The organism is Microvirga sp. GN3 (assembly GCF_055792825.1).
Genome location: NZ_JBVVAK010000013.1, coordinates 30,806 through 55,844 on the forward strand (window position 1 = coordinate 30,806; position 25,039 = coordinate 55,844).

Sequence of the window (25,039 nt, forward strand, 5' to 3'; positions counted from 1 at the left end):
CCGCCAGGAAGAGGGTTAACACTGGCTTAAACTTCCTTTGGAGAACCTGTGTGCAATTCCTCGAACCATATTGCATTTGTGACACACACATGCCGGTGCGACATTCTGTCGATTCGCCGGCGCATCGTGCGGACCCAGCGGGCCGCGCCAGCGAAAAGTGGCTCCGGTTTTCCACTCTGAACGATGCGCTCATTAAAGGAGGGAGCATCGGATGGATCCCAAAAGTGCCTTCCACTTTTGGGTCCGATGCTCAAGCCATCGAACAAAGAAAAAGCCCGGCCGGAGCCGGGCTTTGACGATCCATACTCGAACAGCCGATCAGTAGCGGTAGTGATCCGGCTTGAACGGGCCCTTCTCGGAGACGCCGATATAGGAGGCCTGGTCGGGGCGCAGCTTGGTGAGCTTCACGCCGATCTTTTCGAGGTGCAGCGAGGCGACCTTCTCGTCCAGGTGCTTCGGCAGGGTGTAGACCTTCTTCTCGTACTTGCCGGCGTTGTTCCAGAGCTCGATCTGGGCGAGCGTCTGGTTGGTGAACGAGGCTGACATCACGAAGGACGGGTGACCCATGGCGTTGCCGAGGTTCACGAGGCGGCCTTCCGAGAGCAGGATGATGCGGTGCCCGTTGGGGAACGTGATCTCGTCGACCTGCGGCTTGATGTTGGTCCACTTGAGGTTCTTCAGGCCCGCGACCTGGATCTCGTTGTCGAAGTGGCCGATGTTGCAGACGATGGCCCGGTCCTTCATCGCCCGCATGTGGTCGAGGGTGATGACGTCCTTGTTGCCAGTGGCGGTGACGAAGATGTCGGCACGGGGAGCCGCGTCCTCCATGGTCGTGACCTCATAGCCTTCCATGGCGGCCTGGAGGGCGCAGATCGGGTCGACTTCCGACACGAGCACGCGGCAGCCGGCCTGGCGGAGCGAGGCGGCCGAGCCCTTGCCCACATCACCGAAGCCCGCCACCATGGCGACCTTGCCGGCCATCATCACGTCCGTGCCGCGGCGGATGCCGTCGACCAACGACTCGCGGCAGCCATAGAGGTTGTCGAACTTCGACTTGGTGACCGAGTCGTTGACGTTGATCGCCGGGAAGAGGAGCTTGCCCTCCTTGGCCATGATGTAGAGGCGGTGAACGCCCGTGGTGGTCTCTTCCGAGACGCCCTTGATCGAGGCGGCGATTTCCGCGAACCAGCCCTTCGGCTTTTCCTTGAGCAGGCGCTTGATGAGCGCGAAGAGAACTTCCTCTTCTTCCGCACCCGGCTTATCGAGGAAGGCGACGTCGCCCTGCTCGGCGCGAAGACCCAGATGGACGAGCATGGTGGCATCGCCACCGTCGTCGAGGATCATGTTCGGCACGCCGCCGCCATGCCAGTCGAACAGCTTGGCGGTGTAGTCCCAGTACTCGGTCAGGGTCTCGCCCTTATAGGCGAAGACCGGGATGCCGGCGGCCGCGATGGCGGCGGCGGCATGGTCCTGGGTGGAATAGATGTTGCAGGAGACCCAGCGGATGTCGGCGCCGAGGCTTTTAAGGGTCTCGATCAGCACCGCGGTCTGGATCGTCATATGCAGCGAGCCGGCGATGCGGGCGCCCTTCAGGGGCTGCTTCGAACCATATTCCTCGCGGATGGCCATCAGGCCCGGCATCTCGGTCTCGGCGATCGAGATCTCCTTGCGGCCGAAATCGGCAAGGCTGATGTCTTTGACGATGTAATCCTGCGCCATGATGGCCTCTCTTTGCACGTAGAGCTATTGACCGCATTTTTGGCGGCGAACCGGATCCACTTCGCCGAAAAATGCTCTGCCGGTTGAATTGGTGCAGTCTCTACCAGAGCTCGCCGGGAGAGGCAATCAAGATATAAAGATGTCTTTATATGTTTCTTGGCGAGAGGGCTCTTACTGTCATTCCGGGGCCGCGTAGCGGAGCCCGGAATCCATAACCGCTAACAATGCAAGTTAAGGTGTGACGCGACTCTCCCCTTTTGGGGACGTCGTGTTTATGGATTCCGGGCTCGCCTGCGGCGCCCCGGAATGACAGAGGGAGTGTTGTAAGAGGAGCCCTATTCGTCCTCGCCGAATCGGTTGGCGAGGAGGTCGTCGATGGCCTGGAGGCAGAGGACAGCGTCTGCGCCCTTGGCTGTGACGGTGATCGAGGTGCCCTGAGCGGCCGCCAGGGTGAGAAGGCCCATGATCGAGCGCCCGCCCACGGTCTCGCCGCAGCGGGTCACCGTGACGTCGGAGTTGAAGCGCTCGACGGTCTGGACGAATTTGGCCGAGGCGCGGGCATGCAGGCCCCGGCGGTTGATGATGGGAAGCTCCCGGACCATGGCTCCGTTGGGCACGATGGCAGGCGGACAATCCTGATCGAGGGGCCGGTCCATGACGGTCACTTTCCCGAGAGAACGCGCGAGGCGATGTTGATGTATTTACGCCCCGCCTCCTGGGCATGGGAGACGGCGTCGGACAGCGGTTCTTCGTCGCGGACGGAGGCCAACTTGATGAGCATGGGCAGGTTGATGCCGGCGACCACCTCGACGGAGCCGCCATTCATGCACGACAGGGCGAGGTTCGAGGGCGTACCGCCGAACATGTCCGTCAGAACCACGACCCCCTGTCCCGAGTTGACCCGGCACACGGCGGCCATGATGTCCTTGCGCCGTGTCTCCATGTCGTCGTCGGGGCCGATCGTGATCGTTTCAAGCTGCTCTTGCGGACCCACAACATGCTCGAGCGCCGCTTTGAATTCCGTCGCGAGCTGCCCGTGGGTGACGAGCACCATTCCAATCATAATGTTACAAGTCCGAACGCTCCGAGAGCGGAGCCGCTATTTTGTGCACTGCGAAGCCAAGCGCAAGAGCATTGAGAGGAAAAGTTCATCACAGTGTCACTACCGTGTCGCAAACACCACTCAGGCTGTCCAGGGCGAGATCTGCCGAGATTGCCCCGGCTTGCACCCGGATGCGAGGGATCATGACGCCGCAGAGGATGACATGCTTGTCCTGCTCCTCCGGATAGCGGGCAGGATCATCGCAGAGATCGACCACCAGGCGAACGACGGCAGCTTTTTCGAAGGATTGTCGGACGATGCCGAGACCGAAGATCTCGATGTGGCCTCCGAGAGGTTCCACCGGCCGCGCCAGAAGACGGCCGTGATGCGCCTCAAGGCAGGTGCGATCGTCACTGACCAGCCTTCCGAAACGGCCCGCCCTGAGAGCGAGCGATACCACCTCGCGGGCCAGCGTCGACTTGCCGGATCCCGAAACACCCCGGATCAGGAGACCCGCCTCACCGACGAGCACGCAACCGGCATGGATGGTCTCATGCGCGCTCAAGGCACTTTCTTCCCTGTTTCGCGCTTGGCCCTGTCCTTCTTCTCCTGCTCCTTCTTGGCCTTCGCTCCCTCGACCGGAAGACGGATGACGAAGCGGGCGCCGAGCCGGGTTGGTTCACCATCCTCGTCGGCAGGGCCGAGCCGGTTCTCGGCGCGGATCGTGCCGCGATGGGCCTCGATGATCTGGCGGGAGATGGACAGGCCGAGGCCTGAATTCTGGCCGAAGCCCTGCTCGGGCCGGTCGGTGTAGAAGCGCTCGAAGATCCGGTCGAGGGCATCGGGCTCGATGCCGGGGCCACTGTCCTCGACGAGGATCTCGACCTGGTTCTTGCGCCGGCGCATGGAGACCCTCACGGTCTCGTCGGGTGGCGAGAACGAGCGCGCGTTGTCGATCAGGTTGTTGAAGACCTGACCCAAGCGGCTGTCATGGCCGAGGACCAGGAAGGCGTCACGGCCTTGGGCTTGCCTGTCGATGCTGAGCGTGATGAGCGGGTCGTGCTCCTGGCGGCGCTCGTTGGCGACCGACACCACGGCATCGAGAAGACGCACCATGTCCACCGGCTCCGCATCGGCGCGGGCGAGCTCCGCATCGAGGCGCGAGGCGTCCGAGATGTCGCTGATCAGGCGGTCGAGGCGCTTCACGTCATGCTGGATGATCGACAGGAGGCGCTCGCGGGATTCGTCGCGGCGGGCGAGCGGCAGCGTCTCCACGGCGCTGCGCAGCGAGGTCAGGGGGTTCTTCAATTCATGTGCCACGTCTGCGGCAAAACTCTCGATGGCGTCGATGCGGTTGTAGAGCGCCCTGGTCATGTCGCGCAGGGCGCCCGACAGATGGCCGATCTCGTCGGAACGGGCTGTGAAATCGGGAATTTCCTCGCGCGACTTGGTCCCCCAGCGCACCCGCTCCGCCGCCTCCGCGAGCCGGCGGACCGGGCCCGCGATGGCGCCGGCGAGGAAGAGCGACAGGACGATCATCACCGCGGCCGCCACCAGGAAGACCTGGAGCAGGGCGAAGCGCTCGGAGGCGATGATGGCGTCGATGTCGCCTTCCTGGGTCGAGAGCAGGAGCGCGCCCTGCACCGTACGGAAGCGCTGGATCGGCACGGCCACGGAGACGATGGTCTCGCCCCGGTTGTTGACGCGCACCACGCTCGATTGCTGGCCGGCAAAAGCCTGCTGTACTTCCGGCAGGGACTTGCCGTTGGCGGGCCCCACCTCTTCCTGCACCGGGCGTACGGTGCGCCGGAACATCTTGCGGAAGCTGTTCCAGGTGCGCTCGATGAAGCTCGTCGTGTTCTCGACATTGGCGACCGGCGGCAGGTCCATGCGCAGGATGTCGCCGCGGGAATAGAACGACCGGGAATCGAGAAGCAGCAAGCCTTCCCGATCGAAGATGCGGGCGCGGGTCTTGGTCGGCGTCACCAGCCGGCGCAGCAGGGGGGCGACGCGCTCGGGATTGATGGAGAACTCAAGCGACGAAAAGGATTCGTCGGCAAACCGCTCCGTCTCGCCCGCCTGCATCTGCAGGAGCTGGTCCGGATCGATCGTGATGGTATTGGTCTCGACCGTCGCGGAACTGGCGATCGCGCCCGCGATGATCTCGCCCTGGGTGAGAAGGCTCTGCACCCGGGCCTCGATCAGGCCTTCGCGGAATTGGTTGAGATAGAGAAAGCCGACGAGCAGGACCACGAGCCCTGCGAGGTTGAGCACGACGATCCGGCGCGTCAGGCTCGACGAGCCGCGCTGCACGATCATGCGGCCGAAATGCTTCAGCCGTGCCAGGGCGCCCTGCGGTGCGGGCGGATCGTCGAACGCCGCCTCGGCGTGGATGGGGTCAGCCTTCATGCCACTCGTTCAAACATAGTCCGGTTTCCCTTCCACCGAACCATGGCCGTCTTTCCAGGTTGCTTGCCAGGTTGCTTGTGCCACCAAAGCGTCAGGCTTCCTTGAAACGATAGCCCACGCCGTAGAGGGTCTCGATCATTTCGAAACTCTGGTCAACCGACTTGAACTTCTTGCGCAGGCGCTTGATGTGGCTGTCGATGGTGCGGTCGTCCACATAGACCTGGTCGTCATAGGCCGCATCCATCAGGGCGTTGCGGCTTTTCACCACCCCCGGGCGCGTGGCAAGCGCCTGCAGGATCAGGAATTCCGTCACGGTGAGGGTCACCGGCTCGCCCTTCCAGGTGCAGGCATGGCGCTCCGGGTCCATCTTGAGCTGGCCGCGCTCCAGGGCCTTCGGATCGGCTTCCTTGGGGGCGCTCTGGTCTTTGGGCGCGAAGCGGCGCAGAACGGCCTTCACGCGCTCGACGAGGAGACGCTGGGAGAAGGGCTTCCGGATGAAGTCGTCGGCGCCCATCTTGAGACCGAACAGCTCGTCGATCTCCTCGTCCTTGGAGGTCAGGAAGATCACCGGCAGGTCCGATTTCTGGCGCAGGCGGCGTAGGAGCTCCATGCCGTCCATGCGCGGCATCTTGATGTCGAAGATCGCCAGATCCGGCGGAGCATGCTTGAGCCCGTCCAGGGCCGAGGCCCCGTCCGTATAGGTCTGGATGCGGTAGCCCTCCGCTTCGAGGGCGATGGAAACAGAGGTCAGGATGTTGCGATCGTCATCGACAAGGGCGATCGTTGGCATGAACTCTTCCTTAGCTTGGCACGGACGATTGTCAGCGTTTTGACTCGTCTGACAACGCAGAGGGCCCTAAAATGTCCCCAACTGCGCCTTTCTCGTGGCATAAATATGGTTTTCCCCCAGGCCGCGACCAGGGGCAGGCCTGATAGTGGTGTCTAAGGGCGGCGGGTTCAACTGCGGATGAACGCTCCATTACGGTTCGGACAGAATGCCTTCGCCCCCCGCGACCGGCCCTTCGGCCGATGGCTCTGAAGCGAGGAGGGGCGGACTTCCGGCGAAAATGGCTCGTCAATCATACGAAAGAATTCCGAAAATACCTTAAAATTCTAGGGATTGGAGCCGATGGAGGTCTGGCTCTCGAAAAAATAGAATGCGATGAAACGACCTCAGTTGACGACACCGTCAGCTGACCTAAAGAAGGTTCCCGTGTTCAAGCGAGACGGCAAAATTTTGCCAGGATTGTTTGACCCTACCCATGTGACGGCCAGCGGACGGCAGCTCATCCGGCTGCGCGGTGGCCGCCAATCAGGAGAAGTCTTCCGTGGAAAATATCGGCGTCTTCAACAGCGCACAGGGCGCAGAGGCCTCCGGCCTCCGCAATCTCAAACGGGTCTATTGGAATCTTGAGGCGCCCGCGCTCTACGAGCAGTCCCTGACCCGGGGCGAGACCAAGCTCGTCCAGGGCGGTGCGCTCCTGGCCGACACTGGCGTCCACACGGGTCGTTCACCCAAGGACAAGTTCGTGGTGCGCGACGAGACCACCGAAAACACCGTGTGGTGGGACAATAACGGCGCCATCACGCCCGGTCATTTCGACACCCTGCTGCAGGACTTCCTGGCCCATGCCGAAGGCAAGGAGCTGTTCGCGCAGGACCTCCATGGCGGTGCCGATTCGGCTTATCGGGTCAAGGCCCGCGTGTTCACGGAATATGCCTGGCACTCGCTCTTCATCCGCAACCTGTTGATCCGTCCTGACCGGGGCGAGCTTGCCGATTACGCGCCGGGGCTGACCATCATCGACCTGCCATCCTTCAAGGCCGATCCGGCCCGCCACGGCTGCCGCACGGAGACGGTCATCGCCTGCGACTTCAAGCGCAAGATCGTGCTGATCGGCGGCACGTCCTATGCGGGCGAGATGAAGAAGTCGGTCTTCACCTATCTCAACTATGTCCTGCCCGCCCAGAAGGTCATGCCCATGCATTGCTCGGCCAATGTGGGCGACAGGGGCGACGTGGCCGTGTTCTTCGGCCTGTCCGGCACCGGCAAGACGACGCTCTCCGCCGATCCGAGCCGCGTCCTGCTCGGCGACGACGAGCATGGCTGGGGTCCGAACGGCGTGTTCAACTTCGAGGGCGGCTGCTACGCCAAGACCATCCGCCTGTCCCGCGAGGCGGAGCCCGAGATCTTTGCCACCACCGAGCGCTTCGGCACGGTGCTGGAGAACGTGACCATCGATCCGGTCACGCGCCTTCCCGATTTCGACGACGCGTCGAAGACGGAGAACACGCGCTGCGCTTATCCGCTCGACTTCATTCCCAATGCGAGCGCCACCGGCCGCGCGGGCATCCCGAAGAACATCGTGATGCTGACCTGCGATGCCTTCGGTGTGCTGCCCCCGATCGCGAAGCTGACGCCGGCCGAGGCCATGTATCACTTCCTCTCCGGCTACACCGCGAAGGTGGCGGGCACGGAAAAGGGCGTGAAGGATCCGGAGGCCACCTTCTCGACCTGCTTCGGCGCGCCCTTCATGCCGCGTCATCCGTCCGAATACGGCAATCTGCTGCGCGATCTCATCGCCAAGCACTCGGTGGATTGCTGGCTCGTCAACACCGGCTGGACCGGCGGCAAATACGGTGTGGGCCGTCGCATGCCGATCCGCGTCACCCGCCGCCTGCTGACGGCGGCTCTGGACGGCTCGCTCTCCCGCGCCGATTTCCGCCGCGATCCTTATTTCGGCTTCGCGGTGCCGACCTCGGTGCCCGGCGTCGAGCCGCATATCCTGTATCCGGTCAAGACCTGGCAGAACAAGGCGGAGTTCGCCGAGACGGCCAAGCGCCTGATCGACATGTTCAACGAGAACTTCAAGCGCTTCGAGGGCCATGTGGATTCGGACGTGCGCTCGGCTGCGCCGCAGACCTCGATCGCGGCTTAAGTTCGAGTCGATCTTGCCCTAACGGAAGGCGGCCTTCGGGCCGCCTTTTTCGTTTGTTTCTCCCACCGGAACGCTTCCCACCCATGCGCTGCGGGAATTCCGACTCTTGGAAAAGAATGTATGATGACCGGCAACTAAGATGGGGCTGCAGCCTCATGAGCCAGGTGGGATACGCCCGTGACCCGATTGACAGGTGTCCTCTTTGCGATCGCCGCAAACGGGCTATTCGCGACCAGCGACACCTTGGTGAAACTCCTCTCTCTGCGCTATCCCATCTTCCAGATCATCGCCATGCAGGCGAGCGTCGCCTGTATCGTGGTGGGTATCGTCATCTGGCGCGACAAGGCCTACAGACTCTCGACCATCCGCAATCCGAAGATGCTGATCGGCCGCGGCTTTCTCGCCGGAATCGGCACGGTGTCCGGCTTCTATGCTTTCTCGCTCCTGCCGCTTGCCGACGTCTACGCCATCACCTTCGGCTCGCCGCTCGTCGTCACGGTTGCTGCCGCGTGGTTGCTCGGCGAGCGCACGGGGCCGGCGCGCTGGATCGCCATCCTCGTCGGCTTCTCCGGCATCCTGATCATGGTGCAGCCGGGATATGCCGCCTTGTCCCTCGGACACCTGGCAGCCTTCATGAACGTCTTCGTGGGTGCCGGCGTCATCCTGATCATGCGCACGATCGGCTCGCAGGAAAACCGCGCCATCATGGTCGCGGCGGTCATGGCAGGACTGCTGACTGCGAGTCTGCCCGGCGTGTTCCTCAGCCATGCTCCCGCATGGAGCGATGTCGGCCTGGTCATCGTCGCGGGTCTCGTGATGGTGTCGGCGCAGTTCCTCATGATCGAGTCCCTGCGCCTGGCTCCGGTATCCAGCGTCGCTCCCATGCAATACACCAAGCTCGTCTGGGCGATCCCTGTGGGGTTCTTCGTGTTCGGCGACGAGCCGAAGCTGCATGTCCTTGCCGGGGCCGTCGTGGTGATCGGATCGGTTCTGTACCTGCTCAACCACCAACGCCGGTTCGACAATTCGCTCGCGACAGTCAGAAGATCCGAGCCTTCCGTGCACGTGAAATGCATTGAAGGAGACAAGCTCGGGTGACATATTTCGTGTCCACGACGAGCGAAGCTGTCTCGCCTCAAGCGATGAAAAACGGAATGCGCATGATGTGGCGGTAAGTCTCGCCAGGGCGCAGCACCGCTAAGGGGAAGTGCGGGATGTTCGGCGCGTTCGGAAAATTCTGCGTTTCGAGCGCGAACCCGGCATGTTTCTCGTAAACGGCGCCGCCCTTGCCGATGGTGGAGGCCTTGCCGAAATGATTGGCCGTGTAGAACTGAACGCCCGGCTGATTGGTCCAGATCTCCAGACCTCTGCGTGAGACAGGATCGACTGCCCGCGCTGCGCGGTGCAGAGATTGTCTATTGTCGTTTAGACAGAAATTGTGATCATACCCGGCTTCGGGAAGCTGGGTGGTATCGTCGATCATGGTGCCGATGGGCCGTGACGATCTGAAGTCGAAGGCCGTGCCGGCGACCGACGCTAATTCGCCCGTCGGGATCTTGCCGGGCCCGACCGGGGTGTAACGATCAGCGTCGATCAGGAGATGCTGATCGCGGATATGGCCCGAATCGTGACCGGCGAGGTTCCAGTAGCCGTGATAGGCCATGTTCATCACGGTCGGACGATCCGTCGTTGCCTCCATGACGATCTCGAGTGCCGGATCATCCGTCAGCCTGTAGGTCACGGAAGCGGTGACGGCGCCTGGATAGCCCTCATCGCCGTCAGGCCTGTGCAAAGTCAGCCGAATGGCGTTGTTCGCCGTATCGGACTCGCCGGTCCAGATCCTTTTGCTAAAACCGCCAAAGCCGCCGTGAATGTGGTTGGGCTGCTCGTTGGCCGAGAGGGAATAGATCTGCCCGTCCAGTGTGAATTGTGCATCGGCGATGCGGTTGGCATAACGGCCGCAGATCGCGCCGGCCGAGCCGCGGTTCTGAACATAGGAGACCGGATCGTCGTAGCCTAAGACGATGTCGTCCTGCCGCCCGTCGCCATCGGGAACGAACAGCCGGCTCAAGGCGGCCGCATAGGTGATGATCGTCGCGCGAAGAGCGCCGGATTCAATCTCGAAAGCTTCGACCTCTTGGTCGTCGATGGTGCCGAAGGCGGTTCTCTTGATGCTCATGAGCAGACACAAAAATGCTGACAGCACCGCCATAGGGCAGTGCTGTCAGCAGTTGGGGAGAATCAGTGAATTTCGGGCTCCGGCACGCCGCCGGATCCTTCGAGGAAGTCGAAATCGCAGCCTTCGTCGGCCTGACGAATGTGCTGGGCGAAGAGCTTGTTGTAGCCGCGCGGATAATCGCGTGGCGGCGGCGACCAAGTGCGCAGGCGGTCCTTGATCTGCTCGTCGCTGACATGAAGATGGATCGAGCGGTTCGGCACGTCGACCGTAATCAGGTCGCCCGTGCGCACGGCCGCGAGCGGACCGCCGATATGTGCCTCCGGCGAGACGTGCAGGATGCAGGCGCCGTAGCTGGTGCCGCTCATGCGCGCATCGGAGATGCGCAGCATGTCGCGCACGCCCTGTTTCAGCAGCTTCTTCGGGATCGGCAACATGCCCCATTCCGGCATGCCCGGCCCGCCGATGGGGCCGGCATTGCGCAAAACCATGATATGGTCGGGCGTGACGTCGAGATCGAGATCGTTCACCGCTTTCGTCATCTCGTCATAGGTGTCGAAGACGATGGCCGGACCCGTATGCTGCAGCAGTCGTGGCTCCGCTGCCGGTGGCTTGATCACGCAACCTTTCGGCGCCAGGTTGCCACGCAGGATGGCCGTGCCGCCGGAGGCAGCGATCGGCTTGTCGAGCGGGCGGATGACGTCGTCGTTGTAGACCGCCGCGCCTTCGAGCGCGTCGCGCAGAGTTCCGGTCACGGTGCGCTCGTCGAGATGGAGCAGCGGCGCGAGACGGGAAAGAAGACCGCGGATGCCGCCGGCGATGTGGAAATCCTCCATCAGCCATTCGCCCGACGGACGAAGATTGGCGATCACCGGCACCCTCTGGGCGAAATCGTCGAAATCCTGCAGTGAAACCTCGACGCCTGCGCGGCCTGCCATCGCCACGAGATGGATCATCGCGTTCGTCGAGCCGGCAAGCGCGTTGTGAACCATTAGCGCGTTCTCGAACGAGCGGCGCGTGAGAATGTCGCTGGGTTTCAGATCGTCCCATACCATCTCGACGATCTTCCGGCCGGTGAGGCTCGCCATGCGCGGATGCGCAGCATCGACCGCCGGAATGGAGGCAGCGCCGGGAAGGCTTAAGCCCAGCGCCTCGACGATGGACGTCATGGTGGAGGCGGTGCCCATGGTCATGCAGGTGCCGGGCGAGCGCGCGATGCCGGCTTCCATGTCGTTCCACTGCTGGTTCGTGATGGTGCCGGCTTCCTTCTCGGCCCAGTACTTCCAGATGTCGGAGCCGGAACCCAGGATCGTGCCGGCATGGTGGCCGCGGATCATCGGGCCCGCGGGCATGAAGATCATCGGCAGGTTCATGCTGATCGCGCCCATCACTGTCGCAGGCGTCGTCTTATCACATCCGCCCATGAGCACCGCGCCGTCGACCGGGTGCGAGCGCAGCAGTTCCTCCACTTCCAGCGCGAGGAGGTTGCGATAAAGCATGGTGGTCGGCTTGACGAAGTTCTCTGACAGGGACATCGCTGGCAATTCGATCGGGAAGCCGCCCGCCTGCCACACGCCGCGCTTCACGTCCTCGACGCGCACACGGAAATGGGAGTGGCACGGATTGATGTCGCTCCAGGTGTTGATGATCGCGATGACCGGCTTGCCCATGAAGTCTTCACGCGCATAGCCCATCTGGAGCGTGCGGGACCGATGCCCAAAGGAGCGCAGATCGGTGACGCCAAACCAGCGGTGGCTTCTCAACTGCTCGGGCGATCGCTTGGACATTCTTGTTTCACTCCCCACGCCTTACGGCACAAAGACCATATATCATACAACTTGCAAAATTCGTCGCCGTTTTGGGGCTGACTGTCAAGTGCGGCAGCCCTTTGAATGACTTGTTCTGGCTTAAGCCTTGGCGGCGGCGCGGGCTTTGACGGTCCTTGGGACAGGCTTGGCAGAGGCCTTCAGAATCCGGGCCGAGTAGCGGTTGCGGCTGTTGGCGAGATGTGCGCGCATCATGGCGGCGGCGAGGTTCGAGTCACCCATCGCAATGGCATCCCGGATGGCCCGGTGTTCGCGCTCGATCACGCCGAGATAGTCACGCTGATCGTCACCCATCGGGCTCAAGGGGCCGGCGCGGCGCGGCACGGCGAACTCTCCAAGGAAATCCAGGAAGCGGGCGAAATAAGGGTTCTTGGTCGCGCCCGCGAGAATACGGTGGAATTCGAGATCCGCCGCGATACCGTAATCCTCGCCCTTGGTAATATTCTCGAGAGCCCGGTCGAGCGCGGCCATTTCCTCGTCCGTTCGGCGCACCGCGGCAAGCGAAGCAGCTTCCACTTCCACCGCCAGGCGCAGTTCCAGCATGGCCAGGATATCGTCGACCTCGCCGCTGCTGAGGGAAGCGAAGAAATCGGATTTCGGCGGAGGTGGCAGCACGAAGGCGCCGGCGCCCTGGCGGGTCTGAACGAGCTTGGCGGCTTTCAGCGCCGCCACGGCCTCGCGCACCACGGTCCGGCTGACGCCAGCGGCCGAAGCGAGCTCCGCCTCGGTGGGCAGACGGTCTCCTGCCTGCAGCCGCCCTTCGGCGATCTCGCGCGAGATCGCTTCCGCCAGATCGCTCACGAGATTGCGCTTGCGAGCGACGGTGTTGAGGGACAGGCCGGAGAGGAAAGAGCTTTCGTTCATGGAACCGTTGCGTGCCTCTTGCAAGGCGCTGGAGACTGAAGGTGTTTGATGCTGCTTCCGATCGTTCGGAAGCAATCCGCCAAGCCTGCGCCAGGGTCCGGAGCAGTGGCCGGCCTCACAGGTGATTTGCCCGATCCGGCAGGCCAACTTGTCGTATGTCTCACTACTTGCTGGCATCTCCCAAGTCAAAAGAAAATACCGTTGCAGGCACATCCTCTGGTGGAAAGGTGCTCTGCGTGACCCGAGTATGGCCACAACCGAGCCGGCTTGTCAAAATTTGTATGTTGCCATACAAGATATGCCGCAATTCCAGCGCCGAAACTCAACAAAATGGAATTAGGGAGAGAACATATGAGGAAGTTTCTCGCGGCGGTCGGCCTCTCGCTCCTTGGGCTCGGCGCCGCGCAGGCGCAAAGCCCGGCCTGGCCGCAGAAGCAGGTGACGATCATCGTGCCCTTCGGCGCCGGCGGAACGACCGATCTGTTCGCCCGCATCGTCGCCGAACAGCTTCAGGCCAAGTACGGCAAGCCGTTCGTCATCGAGAACCGCCCGGGGGCCGGCGGCAATATCGGCACGACGGCGGTCGCGAAGGCTGCGCCCGACGGGCATACGCTTCTTGTCGGTACGGTCAGCACGCATGCTATCAACCCGTATCTCTACAAGAACCTCCCTCATGACGCCGAGAAGGACTTCATCCCGATCACAGGCTTGGCCAAGCTTCCGAATCTCCTGGTCGTGAACCCGAAGATCCCGGCGAAGACCTTCGCGGAATTCGTCGAATACGCGAAACAGAATCCGGGCAAGCTGAACTACGGCTCGTCCGGCGCGGGAACGTCGCAGCATCTCGCGGCCGAGCTGTTCCAGCTCAAGACCGGCGCGAAGATGACCCATGTGCCCTTCCGCAGTTCGCAGGACATCGTCAACGGCCTGATCGGCGGGCATATCGATCTCGCCTTCGACAACATGACCATCGCCTGGCCTCAGGCGCAGGCCGGCACCATGCGGGCGCTTGCCGTGACCAGTCCCGAGCGCAGCCCGCAGGCACCGGAGATTCCGGCCGTGGCCGAGACGCTGACAGGATTCGATGCGACTTCGTGGAATGGGCTGTGGGCGCCGGCCGGCACGCCGCAGCCGATTGTCGACACCATCGCGGCCGACGTGAAGGTCATTCTCGAAAAGCCCGAGGTGCAGAAGAAGGCGGCCGAAATGGCCTCGACTCCTGCGCCGATGACTCCGAAGCAGTTCGCTGATTACATCCAGGGCGAGCGGCAGAAATGGTCCGAGGTGGTCAAGGCCGTCGGCATCCAGCTCGGTCAGTGACACCCGATTTTTTAACAACGGTGCCGGGCGAGGCTCGGCCCCTCAAGGAACCGCCCTTCAAACAGCGAGACACATCCATCATGCTGACAAAAATCGAAACCTCCGACCTCGCCCGCTCCGTTCTATCGGTTCCGCCCTTTGCCCTGACCCCAAATTTCGAGGTCAACCGGGAGGCCAATGCGAAGCTGATCCGCCATCTCGAAGCCGGCGGAGTTTCGACGCTGCTTTATGGCGGCAACGCCAATGTTCACAACTGGCCCGTGTCGCGCTTCGCCGACTGGCTCGACAGCCTCGAGGAATCCGTTGCCGACAACACCTGGCTGATCCCCTCGGTCGGGCCTGACTGGGGCAAGCTCGTCGACGAGGCTGCGATCCTGAAGTCGCGCCGCTATCCGGTTGCCATGGCGCTGCCGATGATCGCGCCGCAGACGCCGGACGGCGTGGTGCGCGGATTGCAGGATTTCGTCGAGCGCTCCGGCGTGCCGCTGATCGTCTACATCAAGACAGATCAGTATGTGCCCGCCAAGGCGATGGCGAAGCTCGTGCAGCAGGGCGCTGTCTTGGGCATCAAATATGCCGTTCCGCGCAATGACCTGACGCAGGATGCCTATCTGCAGGAGCTGATCGATGCGGTCGGTGCGGAGCGCATCGTCAGCGGCTTCGGCGAGCCGCCGGCCTTCCCGCATCTTACGCACTTCAAGCTCGCCGGCTTCACCGCAGGCTGCGTCTGCATCGCGCCGCATCTGTCGATGTCCTACCTGCATGCATTGAAGCGCGGCGACGAGGCAGAGGCCAAGCGTCTCCTCCAGGTCTTCCTGCCGCTCGAAGCCATCCGCGAGCGCCACAACGCAATCCGCGTTCTCCACACGGCGGTCTCGCTGTCCGGCGTGGCCGATATGGGACCGATCCTGCCGCTCCTCACCGAGGCCGATCCTGCGATCCACGGCGAGATCAAGGACGCCGCCAAGGCACTCCTGGCCGCCGAAATGACCGCTCGACAGCAGGCCGCTGCTGCGTAATGTGATCGGCATTGTCGATCCGCCGGCTCCGCGCCGGCAGCATGCAGGGCGTCCGTGACCTCTCAGCCTGAATCCCACTCTGAACTCCTGGGCGTGCTTGCTGCGCGCCTGGGAGACAAGCACGTCATCGTCGATTCCGCCGAAATGGAGGGCTATCTCGTCGAGGAGCGGAAGCTTTACCGCGGCACTGCGCTGGCCGTGGTTCGTCCCGGCAGTACCGAGGAGGTGGCCTTCGTCGTTCGGGAATGCGCGAGGGCGAATGTCGCCGTGGTGCCGCAGGGTGGCAATACGGGGCTCGTCGGGGGAGGGGTGCCGCACAGGGGCATCGTGCTGTCGCTCGCCAGACTCGACCGCATCCGCGAGGTCAATGCCTTCAACGCCACCATCACGGCCGAGGCCGGCTGCATCCTGAAAGCGGTTCAGGATGCGGCAAGAAAGGTGGATTGCATCTTCCCGCTATCGCTTGCCTCGGAAGGTTCGTGCCGGATCGGCGGCAATATTGCGACCAATGCCGGCGGCGTGAATGTGCTCCGCTACGGCAATACCCGCGATCTCGTGCTCGGGCTCGAAGTGGTTCTTGCCGACGGGCGGATCTGGAACGGCCTCAAGGGCCTGCGCAAGGACAACACCGGCTACGACCTGAAGAACCTGTTCATCGGTTCGGAAGGAACGCTCGGCATCATCACCGCGGCCGTGCTGAAGCTTTTCCCTCGACCCAAGACACAGGTCGTGGCTTTCGTCGGCTGTGCTTCGCCCCATGCGGCGCTCAACCTCTTCGAAAGCCTGCGCCAGACCATGGGAGACGAGCTCACAGCCTTCGAGTTCATGCCGCGCTTCGCCCTGGAGATCGTGCTCAAGCATGCCCCCGGCGCCGTTCGCCCGCTGAGTGGTGATCACGCCGCCTATGCCCTGATTGAAGTTTCGTCTCCCGATCCCGCACTCGACCTGCGCGAGCTTTTGGAGAAGGCTCTCGAAAGCGCTTTCGAGAGCGGCACCATCGAAGACGCAACCATCGCTGCGAGCGAAACCCAGAACGCGGCGCTCTGGCACCTGAGGGAAAGCCTCTCCGACGTGCAGGGGCTCGAGGGCGGATCGATCAAGCACGACGTTTCGGTGCCTGTCTCGGAGGTCGCAGATTTCATCGTCACGGCGAGCAGGGTTTGCGAGGAGGTGCTGCCGGGCGTCCGCGTCTGCGCCTTTGGCCATTTCGGCGACGGCAACATCCATTTCAACCTGACCCAGCCCGTCGATATGGAAAAGCCGCTCTTCCTCGCCCAGTGGGAGCGCTTCAACCGGATCGTCCATGACATCGTTCATGCCATGAACGGCTCGATTTCCGCCGAGCACGGAGTTGGTCTCATCAAGCGCGACGAGTTGGCGCGCTACAAGGACCCGGTCGCGCTCGATCTGATGAAGACGCTGAAGAGGGCTCTCGACCCCCAGAACATTCTCAACCCTGGAAAGGTCGTTGCCCTGGACGGAGATCTGCCACCCGCCTTGCCAGTGGCGCGCAAAGCCTGAGCACTGTCTTGGTGCCGTTTCGTTTTGGCGGCGATTGAGGTAACAACATTGACCCTGCACGGCAGACGGACAGCCGTCCTGCCGCAAGAATCTGGATCTTCATGAGCGCCCCTGCAATCAGCAAGCAAGCCGTTCGAGACGCCGAAGCGACGAAAAGGCGGATCCTCGAGGCGGCGACGGCTGAATTCGCCGGCCATGGCTATGGTGGGGCGCGTGTGGACCAGATCGCCGAGGCTGCCCGCACCAACAAGCGCATGCTCTATTACTATTACGGGAGCAAGGAGGCGCTGTTCCTCGCGACCCTCGAGGCCGCCTACGACCATATCCGTGCCGCGGAACGGGAGCTGCACCTGGAGGAGCTTTCTCCCCTGCAGGCGCTGGAAGAGCTCGTGCGTTTCACCTGGAATTATTTCGTCCGGTATCCGGAGTTCATGATGCTCCTGAACGCCGAGAATCAGCACCGCGCCAAGCACCTGAAGAAATCCACGCGCGTGCACACCATGAACTCCCCGGTGATCGAGACGATCGGCGTCATTCTCAAGCGCGGCGAGAAGGCCGGGACGATCCGCCCCGGCATCGACCCGGTCCAACTTTACGTGTCGATTGCCGGGCTCTGCTACTTCTACTTGTCGAACGTCTATACCCTGTCCGTGGCCTTCGGACGTGAGCTTCTCTCCGCGCCGGCCATGAAGGAGCGCATCGACCACGTGGTCGACTTCGTCCTGGCGGGCGTGCGCGCCTGAATTTTTCAAACGGCGCTTGACATGTCCGACAACCGGGCATCTAATTAACCAGATAGTTACATAGAGCGGCTGAAGCCGCCCCGACATACCCTTTGGAAACGCTCTTGAGGAAGACGCTTCATGACGTCGAAGCTCGCGCGCGCCAGTCAAAATCTTCTGAATTCCGCCTGGATCAAGCCGTTCGGGCTCCTCGTTCTGACGGTCGTGCTCTGGGATCTCACCGTGCGGATCTTCGCGATCCCGGCCTATCTGATCCCTCCGCCGAAGGACGTGGCGATGGCCTTCTGGAACGAGGGCGGCATGCTGCTCAGGGAGGCCATTCCCACCACGACGGCCACGCTCGGCGGGTTTATCCTTTCCGCTCTCTTCGGCATCCCGATTGCGATGCTGATTGCCGGATCGCGGACGGTCGAGTCCTACGTTTATCCGCTGCTCGTCTTCTCGCAGTCGATCCCCAAAGTCGCGGTCGCACCTCTCTTTGTAGTCTGGTTCGGCTTCGGCATGGCTCCGAAAGTGATCTCGGCCTTCCTGCTCGGCTTCTTCCCCGTGGTGGTCGCCGGGGTCCAGGGCTTCAAGTCGCTTGATCCCGAGCTGCGAGATCTCGTGCGCTCCATGAAGGCGTCGCGCCTGCAATCCTTCTACATGGTCAGCCTGCCGCACGCATTGCCGGCGATCTTCGCGGGCCTGAAAGTGTCCGTGACGCTCGCCGTGGTCGGTGCGGTCGTCGGCGAATTCGTCGGCGCCAATTCCGGCATCGGCTTCGTGCTGCAGCGCTCCATCGGCAATTTCGAGCTGCCGACCATGTTCGCGGCCCTCGTGATCCTGGCGCTGATCAGCGTCATCCTTTTCTGGCTCATCGATCTTCTCGAGCGTTTCACCGTGCCGTGGCACGCCAGCCAGCGGCACGATTTCGCAGCAACCGCCTAAACAAACCATAAGGGCGGAGCATCAACCGGAGGAAATCCATGAAGAAACGTACGTTCCTGAAAGCTACCCTCTTTGCAGCCACCGCTCTCATGCCCTTCGTGTCGCTGCCGGCTCAGGCCGCGGACAAGGTCGTGCTGATGCTCAACTGGTATGTCTACGGCGAGCATGCGCCGTTCTTCTACGGCAAGGAAAAGGGCCTCTACGCGGCCGAGGGCATCGATCTCGAAATCCAGGAAGGGCGCGGCTCGGCCGTAACGGTCCAGGCAGTGGCGGCCAAGACGGTGGACTTCGCCTATGCCGATGTTCCTACCATGATCCGCGCGGCCGTGAAGGGCGCTCCTGTCATGTCTCCCGGCGTGCTGCTGCAGAAGAACCCCATGTCGGTGATGGGCTTCTCCGAGAAGAATATCCGCAAGGCCGAGGATCTGCGTGGCAAGATCGTTGCAACGACCCCGGGCGATTCCATGTCGCAGATCTGGCCGCTCTTCCTGAAGAAGGCGGGCATGAAGGAAAGCGAGATGCGCATCGTGTCCGGCGACGCGCAGACGAAGCTCAACGCCGTCATCAACGGCCAGGCCGATGTGCTTCTCGGCTACGTCATGGACCAGAGCATGAAGATCAAGGATGCAACGGGCAAGAACGTTACGCCGGTCATGTTCGCGGATTACGGCGTCAACCTCGTCTCGTCCGGTATCATCGCGCATAAGGACACCCTGAAGGACAAGGCCGATCTCGTGCGCCGTTTCATGAATGCGACCACCAAGGCGATCGAGGGTGCGGAGAAGGCTCCGGCCGAGGCGACGCAGGCCGTGCTGAAGGCGCTGCCGAAGGCCGGAAAACCCGACACGCTGCAGGAGGGTTTCGAGCTGACGATCCCGCTCTACCGTACGGAAGAGACGAAGGGGCAGCGCCCGTTCAATGTCTCGGATGCCAACATGGCCGAGACGGTCAATCTGCTCATCGAATATGGCGGCCTCGATCCGGCGGCGAAGAACGACCCGAAGCAGTTCTACAGCCGCGACTTCCTGCCCAAGGCAACCCAGTGAGCAGGTCCGCACACGCCATGGCACATCTTCGTGTCATCCCGAAAAGCGAGGCGTCCGCGCCTCGCAACATGATCGAGATTCGCAACCTCGCGAAAACCTATCGCACGCGGGGCGGCGACGTTCCGTCCCTGCGGCCGATCAATCTCGACATCACGGAAGGCGAGTTCGTTGCTGTGGTCGGGCCGTCGGGATGCGGCAAGTCCACGCTGTTGAAGCTGGTGGCCGGCCTCATCCCGCCGACCGATGGCGAGATTCGGATCGGCGGCGTTCCCGTGCAGGATCCGCCGGATGACGTGGGCATCGTGTTCCAGAGCCCAGTGCTCCTGCCCTGGCGCTCGGTTCTGCGCAACGTGATGATGCCGGTCGAGGTGCGCAAGCTCGACCGGGAATCGCATCTTGCTCGCGCCCGCAAGCTCCTCTCCATGGCGGGGCTTGAGGATTTCCAGAACAAATATCCCTGGCAGCTCTCCGGCGGGATGCAGCAGCGCACCGCCATCTGCCGGGCACTGGTGCACGATCCGAAGATCGTCCTCATGGACGAGCCCTTTGGAGCGCTCGATGCCATGACGCGCGAGCGTATGAATCTTGAGCTTCAGCGCATCCACCACGAAACCGGCAAGACGATCCTGCTGATCACCCATTCGATTCCCGAAGCGGTGTTCCTGGCGGACCGCGTGGTCGTCATGTCGGAGCGGCCGGGTACGATTGCTGCGATCTACGACGTGACGCTACCGCGTCCGCGCAATCTGGAGATCATGGGACACCCGACCTTCGTCGATCTCACGCAACGGATCCGCGGCCATTTCTATGCCCGCGGCCATCTGGACTGAAGACCATGACAGGCGCTCGGCTTCGCATTCGTGAGATCCAGACCTTCGAGCGGCCCATGCGCTTCGCGCGGCCGTTCCGGTTCGGACTCGTAACCGTCGACGAGGCGCCCCAGGCCTTCGTGCGGGTTGTCATCGAGGTGGAGGGTGCCGGCACCGCGACCGGCGTCACCGCCGAGATGATGATGCCGAAATGGTTCGACAAGAATCCGGATAAGTCGCCGCAGGATACGATTGCAGATCTGAAAGCGAGCGTCGGTGAGGCGGCGCGCAACTATGCCGAGGCGAAGGACTGGGACACGGCCTTCGGCCATCACGCACGCGCCTTCGCGGCGCAGAAGGTGTGGGCGGCGGAAAATGGCCTGCCCGGTCTCGTCGCATCCTACGGTCCGGCGCTCGTCGACAAGGCGATTGCCGACAGCGTGCTGAAGGCGCTCAAGCTCACCTTCGCTGACGGATTGCGGCGCAACGTCTTCGGAATCGATGCGCGGCTGACGCCGGATCTCGACGAGGAGCGCATCTTGTCTTTCCTGGCAGATATCCGCCCGGTCGGTGAGGTGCGGCTGCGGCACACGGTGGGGCTTCTGGATTCTCTCGACGGTGCCGGCGGGCTCGAGGACGAAATCCGGCTGGCAAACCTAAAACTCTTTAAGATCAAGATCGGTGGCGACGTCGATGCGGATATCGCGCGCCTGAAGGCAATCCACGATCTCCTGTCGCGACATGTTCCGGATTATCGCGCAACGCTTGATGCCAACGAGCAGTACGACCGGCAGCGTCTGCAGGTTCTCCTTCAGGAGATGAGCGGTGGCGGTCTGCGCGCCTTCCGCGAACATCTTCTCTATATCGAGCAGCCGTTCGACCGGGCGGGAACCTTCGCGGCGCCTTTGGGCGATCTTGCCGGCGACATCCCGTTCATCATCGATGAGGCAGATGGCGATTACGAGGCCTTCCCGCGTGCGGTCGAGCTCGGCTATCGCGGCGTCTCCTCGAAGGCCTGCAAAGATTTCTACAAATCGATCCTGAACAGCGTGCGCGTCGCAAGCCTCAATGAGCGGCAGCCGGGTCAGTTCTTCATCTCCGCAGAGGATCTCACGTGCCAGGCAGGGCTTGGGATCCAGCAGGACACGGCCCTCGTCGCGACGCTCGGCCTGACCCATGCCGAGCGCAACGGACACCATTATGTCGAGGGCTTCGGCCCAGCATCGGATGCGGAGGCGGAGCGCTTTGTAGCCGCACATCCCGATCTCTACCGGAAGCACGCAGGCCGCATCGGCCTCGCTTTCGAGCGCGGGTCGCTCCCGACCGCTTCGCTCTTGTCTGCTCCAGGTTTCGCCAGCGGTGCCGAGCCCGACTGGAGCAATCTTGTTCCGCTTACACAACACCATCTTTGATAGGAGATATTCATTATGGCACAGCGCAGATTAGGCATTGTGATGCATGGCATTACCGGCCGCATGGGCATGAACCAGCACCTCATCCGCTCCGTCGCGGCCATTCGCGCCCAGGGCGGCGTGACGCTGTCGGACGGGTCGCGCGTTCAGCTCGATCCGATCCTCGTCGGCCGCAATGCGGACAAGATCCAGGAACTCGCCAAGACCTATGGCATTGATCGCTGGACCACCGATCTCGATGCCGCCATCGCCGATCCGAAGGACGAGATCTTCTTCGATGCCGCAACGACGCAGATGCGTCCGACGCTGCTCGAGCAGGCGATCAACGCCGGCAAGCACATCTATTGCGAGAAGCCGATTTCCACGAACCTGCCGGAAGCCCTGAAGATTGTGCGGCTTGCCCGCGAAAAGGGCGTGAAGAACGGCACCGTGCAGGACAAGCTTTTTCTGCCCGGCCTGCAGAAGCTGAAGATGCTGCGCGATTCCGGCTTCTTCGGTCGCATGCTCTCCGTGCGCGGCGAGTTCGGCTATTGGGTGTTCGAGGGCGATTGGGGCCAGCCGGCGCAGCGTCCGTCCTGGAACTACCGCTCTGAGGATGGCGGCGGCATGATCCTCGACATGGTCTGCCACTGGCGCTACGTGCTCGACAACCTGTTCGGCGAGGTGCGCTCGGTCTCCTGCATCGGTTCGACGCATATCCCCGAGCGCGTGGACGAAAAGGGCAAGACCTATCAGGCGACCGCCGACGATTCGGCTTACGCCACCTTCATGCTCGACGGGGGCGTGATCGCCCACATCAACATGTCCTGGTGCACCCGAGTCTATCGTGACGATCTCGTCACGTTCCACGTGGACGGCACCCACGGCTCCGCCGTTGCTGGCCTCACTGATTGCGTGATCCAGCCGCGTCAGGCCACGCCGCGTCCGGTCTGGAATCCGGATCAGAAGCAGACCATCGATTTCTACGACACCTGGCAGCCGGTGCCGGACAATACGGTCTATGACAACGGCTTCAAGACGCAGTGGGAGATGTTCGTTCGCCACGTGGTCGAGGATGCGCCCTACAAATACACGCTCGTCGAAGGCGCCAAGGGTGTTCAGCTTGTGGAATGCGCGCTCGAGAGCTGGCGCGAGCGCCGCTGGGTCGACGTGCCGCCGCTGAACGTGGGTGTCGCGAAGGAGAAGCAGCATGAACCGGCCTGAGACCCTCAGCGCCCTGTCGATCCGCCTGCCGCAGGCGGATCGCAGCCTGGAGATCTATAAGCTCTCCGCGCCGAAATCCTTCCCCGATAGGTTAAGCGGCCCGATGAACCGCATCGCGTTCTCGGCCGCCCACGTGGTGGCCGATCCGCTCGCCGATGCGGATCCGTGGCTGCAGGCCGCCATCGACTGGGACAAGACGATCGCTTATCGCGAGCGCCTCTGGGATCTCGGTCTCGGTGTCGCCGAGGCGATGGACACCGCGCAGCGCGGCATGGGTCTCGACTGGCCGACCTCCTTCGAATTGATCCGCCGTTCCGTCGGCGCCGCCAAGGCACGGGGCGATGCCCTCGTGTTCTCCGGTGCCGGCACCGATCATCTGGCCCCCGAAGCCGCGCGCAGCATTGACGACGTGATCCGCGCCTATGAGGAGCAGTTCGCCGCCATCGAGGGCGTCGGCGGCCGCATCATCCTCATGGCCTCGCGGGCGCTCGCCCGCGTCGCCAAATCCGCCGACGATTACGTCAAGGTCTATGACCGCATCCTATCGCAGGCTAAGGAGCCGGTGATCATCCACTGGCTCGGCGACATGTTCGATCCGGCGCTTGCCGGCTATTGGGGCACGAACGACCTCGATGCGGCCATGGATACGGCGGTGTCGATCATCAACAGCAATGCGGCCAAGGTCGACGGCGTCAAGATCTCCCTCCTCGACAAGGACAAGGAGATCGCCATGCGCCGCCGCCTCGACAAGCGCGTGCGGATGTATACAGGCGATGACTTCAACTATGCCGAGCTGATCGCGGGCGACGACCAGGGTTATTCGCATGCGCTGCTCGGCATCTTCGATGCCATTGCACCGGCAGCCTCGTCGGCTCTCGTGAGCCTTGCGGCCGGCAATCTCGACGCGTTCCACGAAGTGCTCGCGCCGACGGTGCCGCTCTCGCGCCACATCTTCCGGGCGCCGACGCGGTTCTACAAGACGGGCGTGGTGTTCATGGCCTATCTCAATGGCCATCAGGACCACTTCACCATGGTTGGCGGACAGGAGAGCGCCCGCTCGACCCTGCATCTCGCCGAACTCTTCCGCCTCGCGGACAAGGCCGGTCTCCTGCGCGATCCGGACCTTGCGGTGGAGCGCATGCGCCACGTCCTCGCTACGCATGGGGTGGAGGCTTGAACCATGCGTGACTTCACACGCGATCACCGCGCTCTGTCGATCAACACCGCGACGGTGAGAAAGCAGGGCGACCTCGTCGCCATCACGGAGGCTTGCGCCAGAGCCGACATCAAAGCGATCTCGCCCTGGCGCGACCAAGTGGCCGCGGTCGGGCTAAACCGGGCTGTCGCCGCCGTGAAGGATGCGGGACTCGAACTCTCCGGCTATTGCCGCGGCGGCATGTTCCCGGCCGATGCGGCACGCCTGCAGGAGGCCAACGACGACAACCGCCGCGCGGTGGATGAGGCGGTCGCGCTCGGTGCGCCCTGCCTCGTTCTCGTGGTCGGCGGCCTGCCGCAATATTCGCGGCCGGGCTCTGCAGCCTCGAAGGACATCGACGCGGCGCGCGCCATGGTCGAGGATGGGATTGCGACGTTGCTCGAATATTCCCGCCAAGCCGGTTTGCCGCTCGCTATCGAGCCGCTGCATCCCATGTATGCGGCGGATCGGGCCTGCGTGAACACGATGCGCCAGGCGCTCGACATCTGCGATCGGGTCGACCCGGAACGCACAGGGATGCTCGGCCTCGCGGTCGACGTTTACCACGTCTGGTGGGACCCAGAGCTGAAGGAGCAGATCCGTCGCACGGGCCAGGATCGGCTGCTCGCCTATCACGTCTGCGACTGGCTCGTGCCGACGACCGATCTGCTGCTTGACCGCGGCATGATGGGCGACGGCGTCATCGATCTGCGTGGCATTCGCCAAGAGGTCGAAGCGGTCGGTTTTGCCGGCTATTCGGAAGTCGAGATTTTTTCGGAAAACAATTGGTGGAAAAAGCCGATGGAGGAGGTGCTCGCCACCTGCATCGAGCGCCACCGCACGGTCGTCTGAACAGACGCCCGTTCGAT

Annotated in this window: 22 protein-coding genes; 13 read left to right on the forward strand and 9 right to left on the reverse strand. The window is 62.8% G+C overall.

Annotated features, from left to right (window positions below; genetic code table 11):
• Positions 1 to 318 precede the first annotated feature (318 nt).
• From ahcY to ACS5Q1_RS09020, 6 genes are all read right to left on the reverse strand, one after another.
• A complete protein-coding gene (gene ahcY / locus ACS5Q1_RS08995) occupies positions 319 to 1,719 on the reverse strand; it encodes an adenosylhomocysteinase (protein ID WP_473097829.1) in 1,401 nt (466 codons plus the stop codon).
• A 335-nt stretch (positions 1,720 to 2,054) separates the two neighbouring features.
• On the reverse strand, positions 2,055 to 2,375 hold the full coding sequence (locus ACS5Q1_RS09000; protein ID WP_473097830.1) for an HPr family phosphocarrier protein: 321 nt from the start codon (positions 2,373 to 2,375) through the stop codon (positions 2,055 to 2,057).
• 5 nt (positions 2,376 to 2,380) lie between these two features.
• A complete protein-coding gene (locus ACS5Q1_RS09005; protein WP_036360951.1) occupies positions 2,381 to 2,782 on the reverse strand; it encodes a PTS sugar transporter subunit IIA in 402 nt (133 codons plus the stop codon).
• A gap of 88 nt (positions 2,783 to 2,870) precedes the next feature.
• Positions 2,871 to 3,326 carry an HPr kinase/phosphorylase gene (locus ACS5Q1_RS09010; protein ID WP_473097831.1) on the reverse strand — a complete coding sequence of 152 codons (456 nt, stop codon included), beginning with the start codon at positions 3,324 to 3,326 and terminating at the stop codon, positions 2,871 to 2,873.
• On the reverse strand, positions 3,323 to 5,170 hold the full coding sequence (locus tag ACS5Q1_RS09015) for a stimulus-sensing domain-containing protein (RefSeq protein ID WP_473097832.1): 1,848 nt from the start codon (positions 5,168 to 5,170) through the stop codon (positions 3,323 to 3,325). The genes ACS5Q1_RS09010 and ACS5Q1_RS09015 overlap by 4 nt, the downstream gene beginning before the upstream one ends.
• A gap of 91 nt (positions 5,171 to 5,261) precedes the next feature.
• Positions 5,262 to 5,960 (reverse strand): response regulator transcription factor, encoded by a 699-nt coding sequence (locus ACS5Q1_RS09020; protein ID WP_036354150.1) that lies wholly within the window; start codon positions 5,958 to 5,960, stop codon positions 5,262 to 5,264.
• 538 nt (positions 5,961 to 6,498) lie between these two features.
• Between ACS5Q1_RS09020 and ACS5Q1_RS09025 the strand changes: the two genes are divergently transcribed.
• Positions 6,499 to 8,109 (forward strand): phosphoenolpyruvate carboxykinase, encoded by a 1,611-nt coding sequence (locus tag ACS5Q1_RS09025; RefSeq protein WP_473097833.1) that lies wholly within the window; start codon positions 6,499 to 6,501, stop codon positions 8,107 to 8,109.
• A gap of 177 nt (positions 8,110 to 8,286) precedes the next feature.
• Positions 8,287 to 9,207, forward strand: a complete 921-nt coding sequence (locus ACS5Q1_RS09030; protein ID WP_473097834.1) for a DMT family transporter — start codon at positions 8,287 to 8,289, stop codon at positions 9,205 to 9,207.
• A 37-nt stretch (positions 9,208 to 9,244) separates the two neighbouring features.
• Here the strand turns inward: ACS5Q1_RS09030 and ACS5Q1_RS09035 are convergent, their stop codons facing one another.
• From ACS5Q1_RS09035 to ACS5Q1_RS09045, 3 genes are all read right to left on the reverse strand, one after another.
• Positions 9,245 to 10,288 carry an aldose epimerase family protein gene (locus ACS5Q1_RS09035; protein WP_473097835.1) on the reverse strand — a complete coding sequence of 348 codons (1,044 nt, stop codon included), beginning with the start codon at positions 10,286 to 10,288 and terminating at the stop codon, positions 9,245 to 9,247.
• Positions 10,289 to 10,350: 62 nt separating this feature from the next.
• Positions 10,351 to 12,072 carry an L-arabinonate dehydratase gene (gene araD, locus ACS5Q1_RS09040; protein ID WP_473097836.1) on the reverse strand — a complete coding sequence of 574 codons (1,722 nt, stop codon included), beginning with the start codon at positions 12,070 to 12,072 and terminating at the stop codon, positions 10,351 to 10,353.
• Positions 12,073 to 12,192: 120 nt separating this feature from the next.
• On the reverse strand, positions 12,193 to 12,975 hold the full coding sequence (locus ACS5Q1_RS09045) for a FadR/GntR family transcriptional regulator (protein ID WP_473097837.1): 783 nt from the start codon (positions 12,973 to 12,975) through the stop codon (positions 12,193 to 12,195).
• 351 nt (positions 12,976 to 13,326) lie between these two features.
• On the opposite strand from ACS5Q1_RS09045, the gene ACS5Q1_RS09050 reads away from it, so the two are divergent.
• The 11 genes from ACS5Q1_RS09050 to ACS5Q1_RS09100 all read left to right on the forward strand — a co-directional run bounded on the left by ACS5Q1_RS09050 (position 13,327) and on the right by ACS5Q1_RS09100 (position 25,022).
• Positions 13,327 to 14,295: a Bug family tripartite tricarboxylate transporter substrate binding protein gene (locus ACS5Q1_RS09050; RefSeq protein ID WP_473097838.1), complete on the forward strand. Its 969-nt coding sequence runs from the start codon at positions 13,327 to 13,329 to the stop codon at positions 14,293 to 14,295.
• An 80-nt stretch (positions 14,296 to 14,375) separates the two neighbouring features.
• Positions 14,376 to 15,314, forward strand: coding sequence for a dihydrodipicolinate synthase family protein (locus tag ACS5Q1_RS09055; protein WP_473097839.1), 939 nt, complete (start codon positions 14,376 to 14,378; stop codon positions 15,312 to 15,314).
• A gap of 54 nt (positions 15,315 to 15,368) precedes the next feature.
• Positions 15,369 to 16,835: an FAD-binding oxidoreductase gene (locus ACS5Q1_RS09060; protein WP_473097840.1), complete on the forward strand. Its 1,467-nt coding sequence runs from the start codon at positions 15,369 to 15,371 to the stop codon at positions 16,833 to 16,835.
• 101 nt (positions 16,836 to 16,936) lie between these two features.
• Complete coding sequence (locus ACS5Q1_RS09065; protein WP_473097841.1) at positions 16,937 to 17,578, forward strand: TetR/AcrR family transcriptional regulator; 642 nt, start codon at positions 16,937 to 16,939, stop codon at positions 17,576 to 17,578.
• A gap of 120 nt (positions 17,579 to 17,698) precedes the next feature.
• Complete coding sequence (locus ACS5Q1_RS09070) at positions 17,699 to 18,505, forward strand: ABC transporter permease (protein WP_473097842.1); 807 nt, start codon at positions 17,699 to 17,701, stop codon at positions 18,503 to 18,505.
• Positions 18,506 to 18,543: 38 nt separating this feature from the next.
• Positions 18,544 to 19,551 (forward strand): ABC transporter substrate-binding protein, encoded by a 1,008-nt coding sequence (locus ACS5Q1_RS09075; protein WP_473097843.1) that lies wholly within the window; start codon positions 18,544 to 18,546, stop codon positions 19,549 to 19,551.
• A gap of 17 nt (positions 19,552 to 19,568) precedes the next feature.
• On the forward strand, positions 19,569 to 20,381 hold the full coding sequence (locus ACS5Q1_RS09080; protein WP_473097844.1) for an ABC transporter ATP-binding protein: 813 nt from the start codon (positions 19,569 to 19,571) through the stop codon (positions 20,379 to 20,381).
• 5 nt (positions 20,382 to 20,386) lie between these two features.
• Positions 20,387 to 21,772 carry an enolase gene (locus ACS5Q1_RS09085; RefSeq protein ID WP_473097845.1) on the forward strand — a complete coding sequence of 462 codons (1,386 nt, stop codon included), beginning with the start codon at positions 20,387 to 20,389 and terminating at the stop codon, positions 21,770 to 21,772.
• Positions 21,773 to 21,787: 15 nt separating this feature from the next.
• On the forward strand, positions 21,788 to 22,975 hold the full coding sequence (locus tag ACS5Q1_RS09090; RefSeq protein WP_203441647.1) for a Gfo/Idh/MocA family protein: 1,188 nt from the start codon (positions 21,788 to 21,790) through the stop codon (positions 22,973 to 22,975).
• Positions 22,962 to 24,152 carry a dihydrodipicolinate synthase family protein gene (locus ACS5Q1_RS09095; protein ID WP_473097846.1) on the forward strand — a complete coding sequence of 397 codons (1,191 nt, stop codon included), beginning with the start codon at positions 22,962 to 22,964 and terminating at the stop codon, positions 24,150 to 24,152. Before ACS5Q1_RS09090 ends, ACS5Q1_RS09095 begins: the two co-directional genes overlap by 14 nt.
• Positions 24,153 to 24,155: 3 nt before the next feature.
• Positions 24,156 to 25,022 (forward strand): sugar phosphate isomerase/epimerase family protein, encoded by an 867-nt coding sequence (locus ACS5Q1_RS09100; RefSeq protein WP_473097847.1) that lies wholly within the window; start codon positions 24,156 to 24,158, stop codon positions 25,020 to 25,022.
• The last annotated feature ends 17 nt before the right edge of the window (positions 25,023 to 25,039 follow it).

What these genes read in the sequence shown, in the direction of transcription:
- ahcY (WP_473097829.1), bottom strand. Translation starts at nt 1,719, where the DNA reads ATGGCGCAGGATTACATCGTCAAAGACATCAGCCTTGCCGATTTCGGC.
- ACS5Q1_RS09035 (WP_473097835.1), bottom strand. Translation starts at nt 10,288, where the DNA reads ATGAGCATCAAGAGAACCGCCTTCGGCACCATCGACGACCAAGAGGTC.
- ACS5Q1_RS09055 (WP_473097839.1), top strand. Translation starts at nt 14,376, where the DNA reads ATGCTGACAAAAATCGAAACCTCCGACCTCGCCCGCTCCGTTCTATCG.
- ACS5Q1_RS09045 (WP_473097837.1), bottom strand. Translation starts at nt 12,975, where the DNA reads ATGAACGAAAGCTCTTTCCTCTCCGGCCTGTCCCTCAACACCGTCGCT.
- ACS5Q1_RS09100 (WP_473097847.1), top strand. Translation starts at nt 24,156, where the DNA reads ATGCGTGACTTCACACGCGATCACCGCGCTCTGTCGATCAACACCGCG.
- araD (WP_473097836.1), bottom strand. Translation starts at nt 12,072, where the DNA reads ATGTCCAAGCGATCGCCCGAGCAGTTGAGAAGCCACCGCTGGTTTGGC.
- ACS5Q1_RS09000 (WP_473097830.1), bottom strand. Translation starts at nt 2,375, where the DNA reads ATGGACCGGCCCCTCGATCAGGATTGTCCGCCTGCCATCGTGCCCAAC.
- ACS5Q1_RS09085 (WP_473097845.1), top strand. Translation starts at nt 20,387, where the DNA reads ATGACAGGCGCTCGGCTTCGCATTCGTGAGATCCAGACCTTCGAGCGG.
- ACS5Q1_RS09070 (WP_473097842.1), top strand. Translation starts at nt 17,699, where the DNA reads ATGACGTCGAAGCTCGCGCGCGCCAGTCAAAATCTTCTGAATTCCGCC.
- ACS5Q1_RS09095 (WP_473097846.1), top strand. Translation starts at nt 22,962, where the DNA reads ATGAACCGGCCTGAGACCCTCAGCGCCCTGTCGATCCGCCTGCCGCAG.
- ACS5Q1_RS09075 (WP_473097843.1), top strand. Translation starts at nt 18,544, where the DNA reads ATGAAGAAACGTACGTTCCTGAAAGCTACCCTCTTTGCAGCCACCGCT.
- ACS5Q1_RS09020 (WP_036354150.1), bottom strand. Translation starts at nt 5,960, where the DNA reads ATGCCAACGATCGCCCTTGTCGATGACGATCGCAACATCCTGACCTCT.
- ACS5Q1_RS09050 (WP_473097838.1), top strand. Translation starts at nt 13,327, where the DNA reads ATGAGGAAGTTTCTCGCGGCGGTCGGCCTCTCGCTCCTTGGGCTCGGC.
- ACS5Q1_RS09005 (WP_036360951.1), bottom strand. Translation starts at nt 2,782, where the DNA reads ATGATTGGAATGGTGCTCGTCACCCACGGGCAGCTCGCGACGGAATTC.
- ACS5Q1_RS09090 (WP_203441647.1), top strand. Translation starts at nt 21,788, where the DNA reads ATGGCACAGCGCAGATTAGGCATTGTGATGCATGGCATTACCGGCCGC.
- ACS5Q1_RS09015 (WP_473097832.1), bottom strand. Translation starts at nt 5,170, where the DNA reads ATGAAGGCTGACCCCATCCACGCCGAGGCGGCGTTCGACGATCCGCCC.
- ACS5Q1_RS09080 (WP_473097844.1), top strand. Translation starts at nt 19,569, where the DNA reads ATGGCACATCTTCGTGTCATCCCGAAAAGCGAGGCGTCCGCGCCTCGC.
- ACS5Q1_RS09065 (WP_473097841.1), top strand. Translation starts at nt 16,937, where the DNA reads ATGAGCGCCCCTGCAATCAGCAAGCAAGCCGTTCGAGACGCCGAAGCG.